A 20,621-nucleotide genomic window follows, 5' to 3' on the forward strand; every position below is an offset into this window, starting at 1 on the left:
TGTTGTGTGGGGAATTATTATTGTTTATTTATTAATTGTGTTAAAAACTCAATAGATATTTCTGAGAAATCCTTAAAAACAAAGTCCGCTTCACTCAGAACTTCGGGCTCTCCAATTCCTATTGAAATCATATTAGCTCTATTAGCTGCTTGTACTCCTGCAATCGAATCTTCAAATACAACACATTTTTCAGGTTTCATTTCCAATTCTTTTGCCGCTATTAAAAACACTTCAGGATCAGGTTTAGCTTTTGAAACATTGGTTCCATCAACTATACTATCAAAAGATTCGTATAAAGCGACTTTCTTTAGTATTTTCCTTGCATTTTTACTTGCTGAACCTAAAGCAATTGGTTGTTGTTCATTTTTTAAAAAAGTAAGTACCTTAGGTACATCAACAAGAATTTCATCTTCTTTCATCGTCTCTATGTAAGACAAATAATCAGTATTCTTCTTGTTCATTTGATCTTGAAAAGCATCTTCAGAAAGAGAGATTCCTCCCCAATCTAAGATCTTCTCTAATGATTTTACTCTACTTACACCTTTTAATTGCTCATTTTGATGTTCTGTAAAATCAATTCCTAAGTCATTAGCCAGTTTTTTCCATGCTAAAAAATGGTACTTTGCGGTGTCTACAATAACACCATCTAAATCAAATATGAATCCTCTTCTATTCATTCTCTACTTCGTATGTAATTGCTTTTTTATTTGTGATTAGGAAATTCGACAAGCCTGCTAAAACAAGACAAATACCTGCTATAGTCATGGCGTTAATAGCTTCTTCTCCCAGTAAATTTGAAATAAACACAACTCCTCCAAGAGCTGCTACTATTTGAGGAATTACAATAAACATGTTGAAAATCCCCATGATAACTCCCATTTTTTTAGGATCAACCGAACTTGACAACATTGCATAAGGCATTGATAAAATACTTCCCCATGCAAACCCAATTAGAGTAAATGAAACAAATAGATACTCCTCTGAAGGAATAAACTTCATCATTAAAAACCCTATTCCTCCAAGAATTAATGAAGTCATGTGAACATATTTTCTATTAATTCTTCTTTTAGAAGTATATACCACCAGTAATAAAGCAAAAACCATAGAAGATAAACCATAAGTTCCCATGTAAGAACCAACAGCATTAGATGCTTTTTGAAACTTAGTATTAGCTAAATCATACGTAGCTTTTTGTTTCTCATTCGATAAATCATATTGCGATTCTATTGGTGCTGGTGCATCAAAAACATGCTCTGTAAGGGCTGGATTCGCCATACTCCACATAGTAAAGAATGCAAACCAACTAAAAAACTGGATTACACCAAGTCTTTTCATAGTTCTTGGCATACTACCAATATTGTTTAGAATATCTGGGATGAACTGGTTTTTTTTAGCCTTTTCACGTTCAAATTCTTCCATATCTTCCGGGGGATATTCAGATGTTGTGAAAACGGTATATAAAATGCTAATTAAAAAAACCAAGGCTCCAGTTGCAAAAGCAACTTTTACAGACATTGGAACAACACCTTTCGCGGCTGAGTCACTCACTCCAAGAGCTGAAACGAAACTTGGTAAATTACTTGCTACCCATGTTCCAATTCCAATAATAAGTGTTTGAACAACGAATCCATAAGATCTTTGAGATTCTGGAAGTTTATCAGCAACTAATGCTCTGAATGGTTCCATAGATATGTTTATAGAGGCATCTAAAATCCATAGAAAACCAGCAGCTACCCACAACGCAGGTGAATGCGGTACAAAAAATAAGGCAATAGAGCTTAAAACGGCTCCTATTAAAAAATACGGTCTTCTTCTTCCCCATCTAGGGCTCCAAGTTCTGTCGCTTAAATATCCTATTATGGGTTGTACAACCAGACCTGTTAAAGGCGCAGCAATCCATAATAAAGGTATATCATCCTTAGCAGCTCCTAATGTTTGAAAAATTCTGGACATAAATCCACCTTGTAAGGCGAATCCAAATTGAATTCCTAAAAATCCGAAACTCATGTTCCAAATTTCTAAGAAACTTAATTTACGCTTGTTCATATCGTATATATTAGTTGATAGTACGATAAGCGCTAAGACTTATCACAATTGTGCAGAAAAGGTTATTGATAAGTCCTTATGATGCCAAAGATATAAAAAAATCTTTATGTCGTAGATTATTTCTACTACAACGATTTACTAGATTCTCTGATTTTTATATTACTTGAGATTACTTTTGTTTGTGGAGCTCTTTGGTTTTCTCCGTTTTCTATTTGATCAATTAGTAATTCTGCAGCTTGTTCTCCCATAGTTAACCCATGTTGCACAACTGTTGTAATTGACGGAGAAGAATATTCAGAAATTAATCCATCGGTAAATCCAATTATAGAAACATCTTCAGGAATTCTCTTGCCTTTTTCTTTTGCTATTCTAATCGCAATTGCCGCATAAATTTCATTTACTGCAAATATGGCATCGATATTCTGATCAAATAAAACTTTTATTTGGGTGTAAATATCTTCTTCTTCATCTACATTGATAACTAAATTCTTATCTAAAGCAATTCCAGCTTCTTTCAATGCTCGTTCATATCCTTGATATCTATCTAAACCTACAGTAACGTGTTCAGGGGTAGTTACAATTCCTATTTTACTACATTTCGTATTCAATAAATGTCTTGTAGCTTTATAACCCGCTCCAATATCATCAACAATCACCTTATCACAACGAATAGAATCATGAACCCTATCAAAAAGAACTAAAGGCACTTCGTTACTTATAAGTTGGTAAAAATGACTTAATTCTTTATTTCTAAGGGTTTCTTTCGCTATAGAAACAATTAATCCATCGACACTCCCGTTCGTTAAAACATTTATTGTTTCGATTTCCTTTTCTTGATCTTCATTAGAAAAACATACCATGATGTTATACCCTTTTTCATTTGCGACCTTCTCTATTCCACTAATAACCGTAGAAAAGAAATGGTGAACTATTTTTGGTAAAATAATTCCAATCACTTTTGTTTTTTGATTCCGAAGCTGTAAGGCCAAGTTATTAGGTCTGTAATTATAATAGTTGGCATAAGCCTTAATTCGTTCTTTAGTCTCATGAGAAATCTCATGACTATCACGAAGAGCTTTAGATACTGTTGATGTGGAAACACCAAGTTCTTTGGCTATTATTTTAATGGTAATTTTTGGTTTCATAATTTATTTGATTAAGAAAAAAGAGGTTGAATCAATTGGACTATTTCGGTATTATCATTATATTAAAATCAATAGCGCATTTATAAAAAAAACCTAAAATATATAAGGATATTTTAACGATATGATTTTTGGTTGATTTAAAACTAATTTTATCCATGTTATTTTACAAAACTCATAAAAATTTTAGATAATATTATCAATACGTTAAGTTAAAGTTAAAAAGTTATCAACACGAAATCGTTTTCGTAGGATTCGCAAAGGTTATAGCTTCATTTTAATAGCTATATTCACATCGCAGAACAAAGGTTATTGATATAACAAACAATTCAAATTTTACTTATTTATTTAAGAATTTACACATGAATAAAACTAAACAATTACTCAGTTTAACACTGTTCCTTTTAAGTTTGTTTGGCTTCGCCCAACAAACAATTAAAGGTAAGGTTACTGAGAAGTCTACTGGAGAACCTTTACCTGGTGTTTCTATCATTATTAAAGGTCAAGTAAAAGGTACAGAAACGAATTTCGACGGGAACTATGAAATAACAAATGTAAAGTCTACAGATGTTCTTGTTTTTTCTTTCATTGGTTTAAAAACTAAAGAAGTTACCGTAGGAGATTCTACTACTATTAATGTAGAGCTAGAGGATTCAGCTCAAGTATTAGATGAAGTTGTAGTTGTAGGTTATGGTACAACTACGGTTAAAGATGCTACTGGATCTGTTGAAGCGATTACTGAAAAAGAGTTTACAAAAGGTAACATTGTAACACCTGAAAACCTTTTAAGCGGTCGTGTTTCTGGTGTTGAAATTAGAACAAGTGGAGCGCCAGGGTCAGGATCTCAAATTACCATTCGTGGTGGTTCGTCAATTAGTGCTTCTAATAGTCCGTTAATTGTAATTGATGGATTACCAATTGAAGAAAATAGTGTTGCAGGTTCTAGAGGTGTTTTAGCGAACATTAATCCAAATGATATCGAGTCTTTCTCAGTATTAAAAGACGCGTCTGCAACAGCAATTTATGGTTCGAGAGCATCGAATGGAGTAATTATCATTACAACCAAAAAAGGTAAATCGGACTACACTTTAGATGTTGACTATCAGTACACTTTCGGAGAAGTATTAGACAGAGTAGATGTTTTCTCTGCAGATGCATTTAGAAACATCATTCAACAAGAAAGACCGGGAGATGTTGGCTTATTAGGTAATGCGAACACCAATTGGCAAGATGAAATATTTAGAACTACAGGATCTTCTTTAATTAACGCAACTGTTAAAGGGGGAATTCTTGGTTTTATCCCAACAAGATTATCTGTTGGTTTTACAACCCAAGAAGGTTCTTTATTGACGTCTCAATTTAACAGAAAGAATGTTTCGTTATCTATGAATCCATCATTCTTTAATGATCATTTAAAAATTAACTTAAATTACAATAGAAACTTTGAAGATAGTAGGTTTGCTGATTCAGGACAAATTGGAGCTGCTTTGAGATTCGACCCTACACAACCTGTAAGAGATTCAAGTTCTCCTTTTGGAGGTTTCTACGAGCATAGAAATGGAAGCAATTTGTTAAACACTACGAAAAACCCTGTTGCTGCTTTACTATTAGCTAACAGTCAAGGTAAAGTATTCAGACATTTTGGAAATCTTAATTTCGATTATAAGTTTCATTTCTTACCAGAATTAAGAGCGGTTTTAAATCTAGGTTTTGATAAAGCTGAAGGTGAAACTAGTTTTACTAGCAACTTTAATTATGGTAGAGCTGCTGATCTTAACTTGTTATTTGCCGGAGTGAATTCAACAGGATTTTCAGAGAGAAGTAACCGATTATTAGATGGTTATTTAAATTATAAAAAAGCATTTGATAAAGTTACTTTAGATGCTACAGCAGGATATTCTTACCAAAAATTCGAAGAGTTTGGAGGTACTTCTGGAAATGTTTTAGATCCAGCTTCATTTGCTGACACCTTTGCTGCAACTGATGTTGTGAATATCGGTTTCTTTGGAAGATTAAATGTTGATTTCTTAAACAAATATTTATTAACATTAAACTACAGAAGAGACGGAACTTCTCGTTTTAGCGCTAACAATCGTTGGGGTAATTTCGGAGGAGCGGCTTTTGCTTGGAAAATTAGTAATGAAGAATTCCTTGCGGATTCAAATGTTATTTCAGACTTAAAATTAAGAGCTAGTTATGGTTTAACTGGTCAACAAAATTTACCAAACGTAAATGATGTTTATTTAAGTAGGTATCGTTTTGGAAATCAAAACTCTTTGTTCCAGTTCGCAAATAATCCAATTAGAGCCATTATTCCTTCTGTAATTAACCCAGATTTAAAATGGGAAGAAACTACAACGTTGGAATTTGGTTTAGACTATGGATTATTTAATAACAAATTCAACGGATCTATCAACTGGTTTAATAAAGTTTCGGATGATTTATTATTCAATGCTGCATTACCAGATGGTGTAAACTTTGCTAACAGTGTAATTCAAAATATTGGTCAATTAGAAATTAACGGTATTGAATTCTCTTTAAATGGTGATATTATAAATACTGAAGATCTTAACTGGAACTTTAATTTCAACATGACTTATTTAGATAGAGAAATTACTGAATTAGCAAACGGTCAAGATGTTAGAACTGGTGGAACAGCAGGTGGAACAGGAAATACAATTCAACTTTTAAGAGAAGGATTTGCTCCAAACTCTTTCCATGTTTTCAAGCAATTATATGATAGTGCAGGTAATCCAATCGAAGGTGCTTATGCAGATTTAAATGATGACGGAGTAATTAATGACGATGACCGTTATTTAAAAGAAGATCCTGCTGCTGATTTAAGTTTTGGATTCCAATCAAATTTCAATTACAAAAACTTTGATTTATCTTTTAACTTAAGAGCTAATGTTGGTAATTATGTTTATAATAACGTAAATTCAGCAAGAGCACAACTAGCATTCTTGCAAGATAACGAAGTATTAGGAAACATTCCTAGTTCTGTTTTGAACACTAATTTCGTTAATACTTCAGACGTTATTAATTCTGATATTTATTTAGAAGACGCCTCTTTCTTAAGAATGGATAATATTACATTAGGTTACACTTTTGATAGACCAATCAAGAAGTTTAATAAAAATTCAGTAAGAATTTGGGCAGGTGTACAAAATGTATTTGTAATTACCAATTATAGTGGTTTAGATCCTGAAGTTTTTGGTGGAATAGATAATACTATCTACCCTAGATCAAGAAACTTTATGGTGGGTGCTAATGTTAAATTTTAATTCAGAAGAAAATGAAAAAATATTATAACAAAATTTTTACGGTAGTAATTACCTTTATAGGATTAACATTTATTTCTTCTTGTACTGATGATTTAAATATTACTCCTGAAGATGATCAAACAGTTTTAAGTGAAGAATTGTTTGAAGATGAAAATGCCTACAAAGAAGTTTTAGCAGGTGTTTATGCAAACTTATCATTAACGGGTGTCGACGGTGCTGGGAGTTCTAATATTCAAGGATTAGATGCTGGTACAAGTCAATATGGACGTACTTTAGTTTATTTACAAACATTATCAGCAGACCAAATGATTTGGTCTTACGAAAACGATCCAGGTGTTCGTGAAATTCAACGAAATATTTGGACGGCTGGTAACCCATTATTATACGGTATGTTCGGTAGAGCAAGTGTTTCTGTAGCTTTTGCTAATAATTTCCTAAGAGAAACTACCGACGAGAAATTAGATGCTCGTGATGTTTCTGCTTCTGTTAGAGCTGATATTGTTACTTATAGAGCTGAAGCAAGATTATTAAGAGCGTTAGCTTACTATCATTTAATGGACTTATTCGGAAAAGCTCCTTTAGTTACTGAAAATGATCCTGTAACAAATTTCAATCCTCCTCAAGCTGAGAGAGCAGAATTATTCCAATTCATTGAAACAGAGTTAAAGGCTATCGAAGCTGACCTAATGGATCCTAACACTAACGAATACGGAAGAGCAGACAAAGGTGTTGCTTGGATGATTCTTGCAAAAATATATCTGAATGCTGAAGTTTATTTAGGAACTGATAGATATACTGACTGTATAGAATACTGTAACAAAATTATTGGTGGCGGTTATTCTTTAGCTACTAATTATTTGGATTTATTTAAAGCAGATAACAATGTTAGTGATGCAACTAATGAAATTATTTTTCCATTAATATCTGACGGATTAACAACACAAAACTTCGGACCTACTACTGTTATGATTAATGGTGCTGTTGGAAGTTTAGAGAAGAACGGCGTTTCTTTAGGTGTTGGTGAAGGTGGATGGGGAGGTGCCCTAAGAGTAAGAAAGCAATTTGCTGATTTATTTACTGGTGGTGCTTTCTTAACAGATACTAGAAACACGTTAATCACTCAAGATAGAAGCGATATTATCACAGATATTTCTGATAGAGATGAAGGATTTATTATTGCTAAATATTCTAACCTTGGTTCTACAGGAACTCCAGGAGTTGATCAAACTTTTGTTGATACAGATTTCCCATTATTTAGACTAGCAGATGTTTATTTAATGTACGCTGAAGCTGTTATGAAAGGTGGTACTGGAGGTACAATTGGTCAAGCAGTTACTTATATAAACGCATTAAGAACAAGAGCTAACAATCCTCAAGAAGTAACAGTTACAGATTTAACTGAAGATTTTATCCTAGATGAAAGAGCTAGAGAGTTACACTGGGAAGCACACAGAAGACAAGATTTAATTCGTTTCAACAAGTTTACCGGAGGTAACTATAACTGGGCATGGAAAGGAAATGCTAGTAACGGAATTGCAATTCCTGCACATTTCAATGTATATCCTATTCCTTCAAACAGTATGGCATCAAATCCAAATTTAACGCCTAACCCTGGGTATTAATAATACAGAACTAAAAATGAAAAATATATTTAAATTAACATATATCACATTACTTACTTTCTTAGTAGGTATTGTAGGATGTGATGATAGCACTGAAACATTTACAGTTTCTGATAATCCTACAGCTCCTGTTTTACAAGGCTTGAGTATCACAGATATCGAACTTGATCCTGTAAATACAGCTACTCCTGCCCTAACCTTAAACTGGTCTAGCGCAGATTATGGTCAGCAAGCATCTGTTGTTTACAGTATTGAGTTTGCAAATGATGAAAATTTTACTAATCCTGTTGTAGCTTCTGCTGTTACAGGAGAAAATGCAGTAACTTTTTCTATGGCAGAATTAAATTCAGCTGCTGGTAACGCAGGATTAAATCCTTTTGAGTGGACAACTTTATATGCGAGAGTTGTTTCATCTTTAGGTACTCAAAACGGACTGCCTGCAACTTCAAATACCATTAGTATGAGTGTTTATCCATATTTCAACTATGTATTTGATGATTATTATTTAGTTGGAGACGGAACTTCACCTGGTTGGGATAACAACAATAACAATCCAGCTTTATTTAGAGACTCAAACGATGAAAATTTATTTAGATATACTGGATATTTCAGTAATGGTCAATTTAAAGTTTTAGAAACAAAAGGTTTATGGCAACCACAATGGGGAACTAACGATGGTTCTACAATTGAAGTGAATCCTGGTGGTGGAACAGATCCTGAAAGATTTCCAACTGCTGGCGCTGCAAATATTACTCCTGGATTTTACACATTCACTATTAATTTTGCTACAAAAACATTCTCTTTTGAATCGTTTGACGCTTCAGGAAGTACTAGTCCTATGAGCTTAACTGCTCAAGGAACAGCTTTAGATACAGCCGCATCTTTAGCTCAATTATCATTTGACGGACATATTTGGTACGCAAGTGCTGTTCGTTTAAAGCCAGGTAACTTACAATTTGCTACAGGTGCTGGTGCATTATGGGGAAGTGATACATCTTTCTCAGGAGTAGCAACAAATGGTGGTGCTAGTATTCCTGTTATTGTTGAGGATGATTATGATATCTGGTTTAATGATTTAACCGGTGAGTACATCTTAGTTCCATTAAATCTATAACTTAAATCAAAGGAAAGATGAAAAAAATTATAAATAAAATAGGTTTAGCGCTAATTGCTACCGTTTTCTTATTAGTTTCTTGTGAAACGGAAGAAAGTTTAAATTTAACACAATCTGATCCAGTATTTGAGTTGGAAATGCCAGGTATTTCGAGTGTATTTTTAAATTACTCTTTACCAGATAATCCTGCTTTTACAATAACTTGGAAAGATGAAGTAACTAGTAGTACTTCTTATGAAGTTGAGATGGCTACTGATGATGCATTTACAAGTCCTTTAAGTTTAGGAACTGCTACAGAAAAATCTTTTACCATGAGTGTTACTGCGTTTAACAATGCAATTAACCAAGCTGGTATTACAAACTTTTCTGATGTTCCAGTATTTTTAAGAGTTAAAGCTGGTGAAAATGTTAGTAACCAAGTTTTGTTGTTAGTAACTACATATCCTGTAAATCCTGCAACTGTTGAAAGCGGATTAGCAGATGGTGATTCTTTCACGTTAACTTTAGATCAAAATGATGAAAATGCGCTTTCAATAATAATCAACGACCCTATATTAGATTCTAACTTAGGTGTTACTGTTGAATATTATCTTGAAGCAGATACTGCCTCAGGAACTTTCGATAGTCCTGTTGAAGTTGCTATGGTAACAAATAGTAACACAATTAACGTAACGCATGCAAAGTTAAACTCTGTAGCACAAGGTTTAGGAATTGCTCCTGACACTACAGGTGATATCCAATTACGTCTACGTTCGGTTATTACAAATTCTACTAATGAAACTTTAGAAAGAATTGGTGACCCGATGACAGTAACAGTTACTACTTACTTAACAGTTTTAGATTTATCTACTACTTGGGGTATTGTAGGTTCTGCTGCAAATAACTGGGGAGCAAATCCTGATTTACCATTCTTTAAAACAGATGTTGATGGTGTATTAGCTGCTTATGTTACCTTAACTGACGGTGAAATTAAGTTCAGAGAAAATAACGACTGGGCAAATAACTTTGGTGATAATGGCGCTGACGGAACTATTGAAGCAGGTGGAGCAAACATCGCTGTTACTGCTGGTTCTTATAAAGTAACTCTAAACTTTAATGATAACACGTATACAATTGAAGCTTTTTCTTTAGGAATTGTAGGTTCTGCTTATAACAACTGGGGAGCTACTTCTGATTTTATGTTAGAGTATGATCAATATTCTGATGTGTTTAGAGGAATCGTCACACTTCTAGATGGTGAAATGAAGTTTAGAATGAACAATGATTGGGCAGTGAATTACGGAGATGATGGTGCTGATGGTTCGTTAGAAGATGGAGGTGCTAATATTGCGACTACTGCTGGTATCTACATTGTTACTGTTGATTTAAATGATAAAACCTATACTCTTGAAGAAATTGATAATGTTTGGGGGTTAGTTGGTGGTGCATATAACGACTGGGGAGCAACTCCAGATGCACAATTTACAAGAGATTGGTCCCGTCCTTTTGATGATATTTGGATTTTAAGAGATGTTACACTAATTGATGGTGAATATAAGTTTAGATCAAACAATGATTGGGCTGTTAATTATGGAGATAACGGTGGTGATGGAGTATTAGAAGCAGGAGGTGCTAATTTATCTACTGTTGCAGGAACCTTTACTTTTGTTCTTGACTTCTCAGACCCTGCAAATCCAACGTATACTAAGCAACCTTAAAAAAGTATAACATATATGTAATAAAACTATCCATTTACTAAATTACTAGTGATGGGTAGTTTTTGCTTTTTAATTAAAATCGAAAATGAAAAAATTCTTTCTACTTTTAACATTTTTAATGAACCTGACGTTCTTCGCTCAGCAACAAAATGTTACGTTTTCAGTCAACCCTAGTACGTTTAATGAAGATGAAGAAATAACTGTTACAGTATCAAATGTTAATCCAACTGCTTGGGGTGTTACAGATATATATCTTTGGGCATGGTCTTTTGACTCCAACGATGCCAATATTATGGATTCTCCAACAAATGGAAGCTGGACAAATTCAAATGAAGCTCAAAAATTAACTAATAATGGGGATGGAACCTATTCTTTCACCTTCACTCCTACCACTTTTTATAATAGAACAGGAATTGGTAGAATTGGAATGTTAGTAAAAGCTAAAGATGGAACAGGAGATAAAAAATCTCAAGATCAATTATTTGAGGTTGGTAGATTTCAGTTAAACCTTACTTCTCCATCATCAGATGTTACCATCATAAATTCTGGAGATAATGTTTCAATTGCTGCAACTGCTACTTTAGCTGCCGATTTTAACTTAAAAGCGAATGATACTTCAATTGATACTCAAAACGGAATTACAAGTTATTCCTTTAACACTAATGTAACAGAAAATACCATCTTCGAGTTAGAAGCTACAGATGGTTCTGAAACACAAACAGAAACTTTTGAAATTGTAGTTAGACCTACAGTTGTTGAAGAGACGTTACCTAATGGAATGTTAGACGGACTAAATTTAAATGATACTGATCCTACAAAAGCTACTTTAGTTTTTTATGCCCCAGGAAAGGAGTTTGTTCATGTTATTGGAGATTTTAACGATTGGAAACTGGACAATAATTACTTAATGAAAAAGGATAGTTCAAAAGATCGCTTTTGGATAGAATTAACGGGTTTAACTGCTCAAACAGATCATATGTATCAATACTTCATTGAAGCTGATTTGAGAGTTGCAGATCCATATTCAACTGTTGTTCTTACAGAGAGTAATGACCAATTTATTGATGCGGTGACTTACCCTAATTTACCCGCATATCCAACAGGAAAAACGAATCATGCAGTTACTTTATTGAGAACTGGTGATGCTCCATTTGTTTGGGAAGTAACAAATTTTAATAGACCAGCAAAGACTGATTTAGTTATTTATGAATTATTAATTAGAGACTTTGATGCTTTACACAGTTTTGATGCTGTAAAAGACAGATTAGATTATTTACAGGAGTTAGGAGTAAATGCAATCGAGTTTATGCCTGTTAGTGAGTTTGATGGTAATGAATCTTGGGGTTATAACCCTTCATTTCATATGGCTTTAGATAAGTATTACGGAACGAAAACTGCATTTAAACAACTTGTTGATGAATGTCATAAAAGAGGAATAGCCGTAATTCTTGATGTTGTTTATAATCATGCTACTGGTCAAAATCCATATTACAGAATGTGGAATACAGACAACGGAAATTACGGTGGACAAGCATCTGTCGATAGTCCATTTTTCAATGAAACAGCAAGACACTCTTTCAATGTATTTAATGACTTTAATCACAGCCAACAAGCCACTAAAGATTATGTAAAAAGAACTACTCAATATTGGATTGAAGAGTATAAAATTGATGGATTCCGTTGGGATTTAACTAAAGGATTTACACAAAATTGTACTGCTTCAGATGAAAGTTGCACAAGTGCAATGCAAGCAGATAGAGTTGCCGTTTTAAAAGAATATGCTGATTATCAATGGGAAGTTGATCCGGATTTCTATGTAATTTTTGAGCATTTAGGAACTAATCAAGAGGAAACAGAATGGGTAAACTACAGATTAGGTGAAGGTAAAGGAATTATGATGTGGAGTAATTTAAATCCAAATTATAGTGAAACTTCAATGGGTTATCATGATAGTAACAAATCTAATTTTTCTTGGATTTCTTATAAAAATAGAGGTTGGACAACTCCTGCGAACATTGCTTACATGGAAAGTCATGATGAAGAGAGAACCATGTACAGAAATTTAAATTTTGGTAACTCAAATGCTTCTTATAACACACAAGATTTAGCAACTGCATTAGAGCGACAAAAAGGTTCAGGAGCATTTTATTTTACAATCCCAGGTCCAAAAATGATTTGGCAGTTTGGTGAATTAGGCTATGAGGTCAGCATCGATTTCAATGGAAGAACAGGAAATAAGCCAATTCGTTGGGAATATGTAAACGACGCGAACAGAAAATCTTTATACGATACCTGGGCAAAGCTTATCGCTTTAAAAAAGCAGGAGGATATTTTCAGAACTTCTGATTTTACGCTTGATGTAGCTGCCTCAACAGGTATTAAAAGAATTCATTTAACAAATGATAATGCATCTGATGATTTACAATATATTACTATAATTGGTAATTTCGGTATAACCGAACAAGCTGCTATTCCAGGATTTCAACAAACCGGAACTTGGTACGACCTGCTAGACGAAGCAAATACCATAAACGTGACGAATGTAAATCAAAGTGTTTTATTACAGCCAGGTGAGTTTAAAATATATGGAAGTTCGGCCGTAACGCTTTCAAATGAAGATATTATTTTAAATAGTTCTGATGTAAGCTTCTACCCTAACCCTAGTAATGGTTCTATAACAATTAATAAAGCCGTTGAAAATGTAAAAGTATTTGACATCACTGGTAAAAAAGTAATGGATTTTAAGGGAGAATATAACCAAAACCATACTTTTAAAATACAATCTCTTACACAAGGTTTATACCTTATAAGAGGTAAGACAGAAAATAATTTGTTTTCTTTTAAATTGCTAGTAAGATAAATTTTATTAAACTTTGGAAAGACTCTTTTTATTGAAAGGGTCTTTTTTTTGTTTAAAAAACACTTCGAAACGTGAGAGCCTATTATCTAATAATTAAAACCTTTATAAACTTAGCTAGTCGACATATAAATTTTCAGGTCAAATTTATTAATATTCATATTCTAATTTACACTTAATTACAAAATAATTCCCCAAAGAATCATATATACTTTTAGTTTTCTAGTATTGGTTTTTTATAAAATATAAACACTTCGTTATATAGTTTTAATATTTCTAAGTGTAGTATTTATCTATTCGAAATAAGCATTTTTCAAACTTTATTACCTAAAATTTTTTTTATTGATTTTTTATTAAAAAATAGACTAAATGATTAGCGAAAATCTACAAGTAAAACATTTGTAAAAAAACTATAGACAATAAAGTAAATCTATTTTTGTAAACTAATCTTTATCAAGATAAACAATAAGCTTAAAACATTAAGATGAATACATAAATCATTATTTTCGCAGCTTTAAATCATAAAATATGATATCTGTAGATCAATTAACCGTTGAATTTAATGGTAAAGCCTTATTTAGCGATGTTTCATTTGTAATTAATGAAAACGATAAAATTGCATTAATGGGAAAAAATGGAGCAGGAAAATCAACAATGATGAAGATTATTGCTGGATTAAACTCTCCTACTAAAGGTGGTGTTCGCTGTCCAAAAGATACAGTTATTGCCTACCTTCCTCAACATTTATTGATTGAAGATAATTGTACAGTTAAAGAAGAAGCTTCCAAAGCTTTTCAAGCTATTTTTGATATGAAAGCTGAAATGGATGATTTAAATAAACAATTAGAAACAAGAACAGATTATGAATCTGACGCGTACATGAAAATTATTGAACGTGTTTCTGATTTAGGAGAGAAATATTATGCTTTAGAGGAAGTTAATTATGAAGCTGAAGTTGAAAAAGCATTAAAAGGTTTAGGTTTTAAACAAGAAGATTTTGAAAGAGCTACTTCTGAATTTAGTGGAGGTTGGCGTATGAGAATTGAATTGGCTAAAATTTTACTTCAAAAACCTGATTTAATTTTATTAGATGAGCCTACTAACCACGTAGATATTGAATCTGTAATTTGGTTAGAAAACTTCCTATTAAACAAAGCTAAAGCTGTTATTGTAATTTCCCATGATAAAGCATTTATTGATAATATCACCAATAGAACTATTGAAGTTACTATGGGAACAATTCATGATTATAAAGCAAATTATTCTCATTATTTAGAGTTACGTAAGGAAAGAAGAGCTCATCAATTAAAAGCATATCAGGAACAGCAAAAATTTATTGCAGATACCAAAGCATTTATTGAACGATTTAAAGGAACCTATTCTAAAACAAATCAAGTCGCTTCGAGAGAACGTATGCTAGAAAAATTAGTTCCAGTTGAAATTGATGAAGTAGATACTTCTGCTTTAAAACTTCGTTTTCCTCCTTCTCCAAGATCCGGAGATTATCCTGTAAAAGTGAATGAGCTGACTAAAACATATGGAGATCTTACTGTATTTAAAGATGCTAGTTTCTCTATTGCTCGTGGAGAAAAAGTTTCTTTTGTAGGTCGAAATGGCGAAGGAAAATCTACCATGATAAAAGCTATTATGGGTGAAATTGATTTTGAAGGAGAATGCGGTTTAGGTCACAATGCAAAAGTTGGATATTTTGCTCAAAATCAAGCTTCTTTATTAGATCCGGAATTAACTATTTTCCAAACTGTTGATGAGGTTGCAGAAGGCGATATTCGTACTCAAATAAAGAATATTTTAGGTCGTTTTATGTTTAGTGGAGATGATCTTGAGAAAAAAGTAAAAGTTCTTTCTGGAGGTGAGAAAACTCGTTTAGCGATGGTTAAACTACTGCTAGAACCTGTGAATCTTTTAATATTAGATGAGCCAACAAATCACTTAGATTTAAAATCAAAAGATGTTATAAAAGAAGCACTTTTGAATTTTGACGGAACTTTGATTTTAGTATCGCACGATCGTGACTTTTTACAAGGTTTATCTGAAAAAGTTTTTGAGTTTAAAGATAAACGAGTAATTGAACACTTTGAAACTATTGACGCCTTTTTGGAAAGAAACAATATCAATGCTTTGAAAGAGATTGATTTGTAAAGTGTTTACCTTTATCTTTGATGTAATTCTCTGAAAAGGAAAATATGCTAATAAGTTTACTTGTATATATAAAGATTTGGTTTATTTTTTTCCGTTATAAAAATAGTTTACCAACTACTTCTGATATTGAAAATCCAAAAATGGAAATTGATGGATGGTCATTAAGTTTTTACTGGGATGATGAAGGTTTACTAGACACAAAATTTCCCCTTATCCAAGGATTTCAATTTGTTATTTCTTATCGAACAAGCCTCGTAATTGGACTAAACAATAATGAACACGGTTATTTGAGATCAGAAAAATTTGATAGGAGTATCTACAAATTAGCTAAAAGATACTTCCCAAATTGGATTGGTTTTCAATCTTCACGCAATTCTTACAATCCAGAATTATCAAAAAGAATGTTAAGAATACAAAAAGTTTCCATATGGAGATTCGAAAAAATGTTAGACTCGGATGCAACTACAGAAGAGTCTCCAGATAATGACTCTTAATATGATATAACTCCTTTAAATCTTCAATCTTTTTATCGATTGTTTCCGTATCTTTTTTCTTGCTGGATTTACTTCCAACTAACATCACATTTTTATGCGTATGTTCACTACTTATGAACTCAAAGACTTTGGTATTGTATTGATGTTTTTCTAAAAGTAACGCTCTAATAGTATCCGTAACCATTTCGAACTGTCTCTCCTTAAAAATACCATATTTTAATAACGGACTCTCCTGCTCTATTCCTTTTACCTGTTGACGAACTTGTTTATGACAACATGGAGCACAAACTATCAACTCAGCATTTGCTACTAATCCTTTATAAATAGCATCATCTGTTGCAGTATCACAAGCATGTAAAGCTATTAGGATATCAATTTTACTATTGTCATATTCTTCAATACGTTGCGCAACAAAATTCAAATGATTAAAATCACATTTTTGTGCAATATCATTACAAAAATCCACTAGATTTTCACGTAGTTCAATTCCAGTAATGGATACGTTATAATTTCGGATATTAATCAAGTAATCGTATAAAGCAAAAGTTAAATAACCTTTACCCGAACCCATATCCACAATATGTAATTGTTTTCCTGTATTTACTGAAACTAATAAATTCTCTATAATTTCAAGATATTTATTGATTTGACGGTACTTATCCGCCATTTTCGGAATTACTTTATGGTTTTTATCGGTAATACCTAAATACTGTAAATACTTGCTTTCAAGCAATATTCTTTTCGTTTTTGGCTTGTCGTGAACTTCTGGTAATTTGTTTTTAAAACTTGGAGCTGTTTTTCTAATAGATACTTTCTTCTTCTTAGAGATCATAACCATTACATCATTTTCTAGAGTAAATAATGTAGCTGCTCGAAACTTTTCATCTAGTAACATAGAAATCTCTTCAATTCCATCTTCTAAACTAAAGTTCTTTGTTTGGTCATTGGTATTATATCTATATGTAAATTGGAGCTGTTGTTCATTTTTAATAAGAACTAAACGTACGTACACATTAGGCAATCCAAAACTCTTACTAATGGGTTTACTCAACGTAATTTTGACAAAATTATCATCTGTTATACTACTATTTAACTCTTTAAAAAACTGTTCCAAATTTACCATGGCCCAAAGATATTTAGAATATTAATGGAATGATAAATTTGTAGTATAAAATTAATAGTATTACAGCAATAAAGTTCAGTAAAACTCCAGCTCTTACCATTTGTTTTACTTTAATATATCCACTTGCAAATACAATAGCATTTGGTGGTGTTGCCATAGGTAACATAAATGCACAACTAGATGCCATTGTTACCGGAATTAAAACATACAATAGCGGCACACCAAAACCAATTGCTATTCCTGCAATTACTGGTGCTAAAACTGCAACTAATGCAACATTACTCATTAATTCTGTCATAAATAACATTAGCACTATTAGTAAACTAATTACTATAAATGGATTAAATCCACTATGTTGAATAGAATCAGTAATAACATCTACTACTCCACTTGAAGCCATTCCTTTGGCCAGAGATAATCCACCTCCAAATAAAATTAATATTCCCCAAGCTAATTTCTCGGTATACTTCCAATCCAGCACAAAAGTTCCTTTTTTAAAATTCATAGGAATTACAAATAACGATACGGCACCTATCAAACTAATAATGGTATCCGATAACTTTAATCTTGGAAATATTTCATTAATTATAGTTCTTGAAATCCATAAAAAAACCGTAATTCCGAATACCAATAAAACTCGTTTTTCTTCTTTGGATATTTTTCCTAGTTTTTTTAATTCATCATTAATAACATTTTCAGTTTGAGAAAAATTTATTGCATTACAAGGAAACATCAATTTTGTTAGTACGATATAAGAAAACCAAATCATTAACATGGAAAACGGTAAACCCATTAACATCCATTTCACAAATGAAATCTGAATATTATATTGATTTTCTAATAATCCGATTAATACTGAATTCGGTGGAGTTCCTATAACTGTAGCAATTCCTCCTGCGTTTGCAGAAAACGCAATACCTAACATGATATTTAATGCAAAGTTTCGATCTTGTTTTGTAAATCCGTCCTCATCTGTAATTAGTAATTTAATCACAGATAATGCAATTGGTAACATCACTACAGTACTCGCTGTATTGCTAATCCACATGCTCATAAAAGCTGTGGCAATCATAAAACCTAAAATAACTTTATTCGGAGTTGTTCCAGTTAATTTTACGATGCTCAAAGCAATGCGTTTGTGTAAATTAACTTTCTCCAATGCTAAGGCCAAAATAAAACCTCCGAAGAATAAAAATATAATGGGACTCCCATAATTTGCTCCTACTTCGCTGATTGACATAACCTTTAAGAGAGGAAATAAAATTAATGGTAATAAAGATGTAACAGCAATATGAACAGCTTCAGTTATCCACCAAATAATCATCCATAGAGCAACAGCAATTACAGCATCTGCGGAACTTGAAATTAATGAAAATGGTAATATTTGGAATACTATAAAAACTAAAGGAGCTAATAATAAACCAATTCTTCTAGAAAAAGACATGCGATATTTTTATTATAACAGAATCCAAATCTATTAAAAATACCTTATACAATTCTTTAATTTAAAGTATAAAAAAACCACTCTTTCGAGTGGTTCTTACTAATAACAAATGTTTAAATAACTATGGTAATAACACCGTGTCAACCGCATGGATTACACCATTAGTACCTTGAACATCATTTGTAGCTGCACCAACTAAAATATTGACTGTTTGCATGCTTGATGTTTGTATTTGTGCTCCAGAAGTTAAATCTATAGTGATTGTACCTCCTAAAGTTGTTACGTCTCCGTTTGTTAATTGATCAGCTTGAACGTTTGCTCCATTAATTACATGATACTTTAAAACTGCATCTAATGTAGCAATTGGAATATCAGCTAAACTATTCCAAGAAGCGTTAGAATCTAATAAAGCTTGGAATGCTGCGTTTGTTGGAGCAAAAATTGTAAATGGTCCATCTCCGCTTAAAATTGATACGAAGTCAGTAGTATGCCTTGAATCTGTTAAAGCAGCCACTAAAGAAGTGAAACCAGCATTGTTTAATGCTAAGGTAACGACGTTAGCAGGCATCATAACTTTATCAATTACATGCACTACTCCATTTGAAGCTTCTATATCTATTAATCCTGAAACAGGTTTAGAGTCACCATTAAACTCAATTCCTCCAGTAACTTCAACTTGCAAAGATAGTGCTTCGCTATTAGGACCTGTTGCTAAAGTATTTACATAAGTGTCAGATAAATCGGTAGATTTGATATTACCGCTTACAACGTGGAATAATAAAACATTAGTTAAAACATCCACAGGGATATCGTCTAGCGAATTCCATGATGCGTTTGAATCTAATAATGCTTGGAATGCTGCGTTTGTAGGAGCAAAAACCGTAAAAGGACCGTCAGCTTGTAGCGCAGCAACTAAATTCGCTTTTTGTAATGCTTGCACCAAAATACTTAAATCTGGAGTAGCAATAGCTAAGTCAGTAATATCTTTTGGTAATTCACCTGGAAGTAAAACTTCATTTATAGCATGGATAACTCCATTTTTGGCTAAGATATCAGCTTGTGTTACTGAAACAGACTGTCCAGTTGCACTTTCTATTTTTACACCACTCGATAAGTCTACAGTTAAAGCTTCACCATTTAATGTTACCACACCTTGATTATCACTTAAGTTTTGTGATGGTGCATAAATTGGAAGCACGTGATATAAAAGTACTTCTTTTAATACATCCACAGGAATATCATCTAATGAATTCCAGGCTGGTTTTTTATCTAATAATGCTTGAAAGGCATCGTTAGTAGGAGCAAAAACAGTTAATGCTCCGTCTGCTTCTAAAGCTGAAACTAAATCTGCTTTAACTAAAGCCTGAACTAATATTGAAAAATTACTATCAGAAGAAGCTATATCGACAAGGTTTTCTTCTATAATTTTTGTGTCATTATCATCATCACATGAAGTTAAGAGCCCGAATCCTAAGACTAAACTTAGAATGAATACTTTTTTAATTGATTTTAATGTCATTACTTGATTGCTTTAGGGTTGATTAATAAAATGTTTAAACTTTTTATAATTAATATAAACAAAATGTTATTTGGCCAAAAAATTGTCACTAGTTTAATAAGTGACTATTCAAAGATATG

General features: G+C 32.5%; 13 protein-coding genes. 7 read left to right on the top strand and 6 right to left on the bottom strand.

Features of this window, described 5'->3' with window-relative positions; translation table 11 throughout:
- Positions 1-17 precede the first annotated feature (17 nt).
- The 3 genes from pgmB to ACOSP6_RS11690 all read right to left on the bottom strand — a co-directional run bounded on the left by pgmB (position 18) and on the right by ACOSP6_RS11690 (position 3,191).
- A complete protein-coding gene (pgmB, locus tag ACOSP6_RS11680) occupies positions 18-677 on the bottom strand; it encodes a beta-phosphoglucomutase (RefSeq protein ID WP_422092640.1) in 660 nt (219 codons plus the stop codon).
- A complete protein-coding gene (locus ACOSP6_RS11685) occupies positions 670-2,046 on the bottom strand; it encodes an MFS transporter (RefSeq protein ID WP_422092641.1) in 1,377 nt (458 codons plus the stop codon). Before ACOSP6_RS11685 ends, pgmB begins: the two co-directional genes overlap by 8 nt.
- Before the next feature lie 125 nt (positions 2,047-2,171).
- Positions 2,172-3,191 (bottom strand): LacI family DNA-binding transcriptional regulator, encoded by a 1,020-nt coding sequence (locus tag ACOSP6_RS11690; RefSeq protein ID WP_422092642.1) that lies wholly within the window; start codon positions 3,189-3,191, stop codon positions 2,172-2,174.
- A 359-nt stretch (positions 3,192-3,550) separates the two neighbouring features.
- Here ACOSP6_RS11690 and ACOSP6_RS11695 point away from each other — a divergent pair, with 359 nt between their 5' ends.
- From ACOSP6_RS11695 to ACOSP6_RS11725, 7 genes are all read left to right on the top strand, one after another.
- Positions 3,551-6,472 (top strand): SusC/RagA family TonB-linked outer membrane protein, encoded by a 2,922-nt coding sequence (locus ACOSP6_RS11695; protein WP_422092643.1) that lies wholly within the window; start codon positions 3,551-3,553, stop codon positions 6,470-6,472.
- Between the two features lie 11 nt (positions 6,473-6,483).
- The gene (locus ACOSP6_RS11700) at positions 6,484-8,094 is read left to right on the top strand and encodes a RagB/SusD family nutrient uptake outer membrane protein (RefSeq protein ID WP_422092644.1); all 1,611 of its coding nucleotides are present in this window, start codon (positions 6,484-6,486) and stop codon (positions 8,092-8,094) included.
- A gap of 16 nt (positions 8,095-8,110) precedes the next feature.
- Positions 8,111-9,208, top strand: coding sequence for a SusE domain-containing protein (locus ACOSP6_RS11705; protein WP_422092645.1), 1,098 nt, complete (start codon positions 8,111-8,113; stop codon positions 9,206-9,208).
- 17 nt (positions 9,209-9,225) lie between these two features.
- The gene (locus ACOSP6_RS11710; RefSeq protein ID WP_422092646.1) at positions 9,226-10,905 is read left to right on the top strand and encodes a SusE domain-containing protein; all 1,680 of its coding nucleotides are present in this window, start codon (positions 9,226-9,228) and stop codon (positions 10,903-10,905) included.
- 85 nt (positions 10,906-10,990) lie between these two features.
- The gene (locus tag ACOSP6_RS11715) at positions 10,991-13,765 is read left to right on the top strand and encodes an alpha-amylase family glycosyl hydrolase (RefSeq protein WP_422092647.1); all 2,775 of its coding nucleotides are present in this window, start codon (positions 10,991-10,993) and stop codon (positions 13,763-13,765) included.
- Between the two features lie 525 nt (positions 13,766-14,290).
- The gene (locus tag ACOSP6_RS11720; protein WP_422092648.1) at positions 14,291-15,922 is read left to right on the top strand and encodes an ABC-F family ATP-binding cassette domain-containing protein; all 1,632 of its coding nucleotides are present in this window, start codon (positions 14,291-14,293) and stop codon (positions 15,920-15,922) included.
- A gap of 44 nt (positions 15,923-15,966) precedes the next feature.
- Entirely contained in the window at positions 15,967-16,416 is a 450-nt protein-coding gene (locus ACOSP6_RS11725; protein ID WP_422092649.1) for a hypothetical protein, read from the top strand.
- Here the strand turns inward: ACOSP6_RS11725 and ACOSP6_RS11730 are convergent.
- The 3 genes from ACOSP6_RS11730 to ACOSP6_RS11740 form a co-directional block, all read right to left on the bottom strand.
- Entirely contained in the window at positions 16,385-17,539 is a 1,155-nt protein-coding gene (locus tag ACOSP6_RS11730; protein ID WP_422092650.1) for a class I SAM-dependent methyltransferase, read from the bottom strand. The two genes, ACOSP6_RS11725 and ACOSP6_RS11730, sit on opposite strands and share 32 nt — an antisense overlap.
- Before the next feature lie 13 nt (positions 17,540-17,552).
- Complete coding sequence (locus ACOSP6_RS11735; RefSeq protein WP_422092651.1) at positions 17,553-18,983, bottom strand: SLC13 family permease; 1,431 nt, start codon at positions 18,981-18,983, stop codon at positions 17,553-17,555.
- A gap of 121 nt (positions 18,984-19,104) precedes the next feature.
- Complete coding sequence (locus tag ACOSP6_RS11740; RefSeq protein WP_422092652.1) at positions 19,105-20,502, bottom strand: fasciclin domain-containing protein; 1,398 nt, start codon at positions 20,500-20,502, stop codon at positions 19,105-19,107.
- Between the last annotated feature and the right edge of the window lie 119 nt (positions 20,503-20,621).

The organism is Tenacibaculum sp. MEBiC06402 (assembly GCF_049239625.1).
In the GTDB taxonomy this organism is placed as follows: domain Bacteria; phylum Bacteroidota; class Bacteroidia; order Flavobacteriales; family Flavobacteriaceae; genus Polaribacter.

Bases quoted from the DNA above. Each gene is read 5' to 3' on its own strand.
- pgmB (WP_422092640.1), bottom strand. From the start codon at position 677: ATGAATAGAAGAGGATTCATATTTGATTTAGATGGTGTTATTGTAGAC.
- ACOSP6_RS11695 (WP_422092643.1), top strand. From the start codon at position 3,551: ATGAATAAAACTAAACAATTACTCAGTTTAACACTGTTCCTTTTAAGT.
- ACOSP6_RS11720 (WP_422092648.1), top strand. From the start codon at position 14,291: ATGATATCTGTAGATCAATTAACCGTTGAATTTAATGGTAAAGCCTTA.
- ACOSP6_RS11710 (WP_422092646.1), top strand. From the start codon at position 9,226: ATGAAAAAAATTATAAATAAAATAGGTTTAGCGCTAATTGCTACCGTT.
- ACOSP6_RS11685 (WP_422092641.1), bottom strand. From the start codon at position 2,046: ATGAACAAGCGTAAATTAAGTTTCTTAGAAATTTGGAACATGAGTTTC.
- ACOSP6_RS11715 (WP_422092647.1), top strand. From the start codon at position 10,991: ATGAAAAAATTCTTTCTACTTTTAACATTTTTAATGAACCTGACGTTC.
- ACOSP6_RS11700 (WP_422092644.1), top strand. From the start codon at position 6,484: ATGAAAAAATATTATAACAAAATTTTTACGGTAGTAATTACCTTTATA.
- ACOSP6_RS11690 (WP_422092642.1), bottom strand. From the start codon at position 3,191: ATGAAACCAAAAATTACCATTAAAATAATAGCCAAAGAACTTGGTGTT.
- ACOSP6_RS11740 (WP_422092652.1), bottom strand. From the start codon at position 20,502: ATGACATTAAAATCAATTAAAAAAGTATTCATTCTAAGTTTAGTCTTA.
- ACOSP6_RS11730 (WP_422092650.1), bottom strand. From the start codon at position 17,539: ATGGTAAATTTGGAACAGTTTTTTAAAGAGTTAAATAGTAGTATAACA.
- ACOSP6_RS11735 (WP_422092651.1), bottom strand. From the start codon at position 18,983: ATGTCTTTTTCTAGAAGAATTGGTTTATTATTAGCTCCTTTAGTTTTT.
- ACOSP6_RS11725 (WP_422092649.1), top strand. From the start codon at position 15,967: ATGCTAATAAGTTTACTTGTATATATAAAGATTTGGTTTATTTTTTTC.
- ACOSP6_RS11705 (WP_422092645.1), top strand. From the start codon at position 8,111: ATGAAAAATATATTTAAATTAACATATATCACATTACTTACTTTCTTA.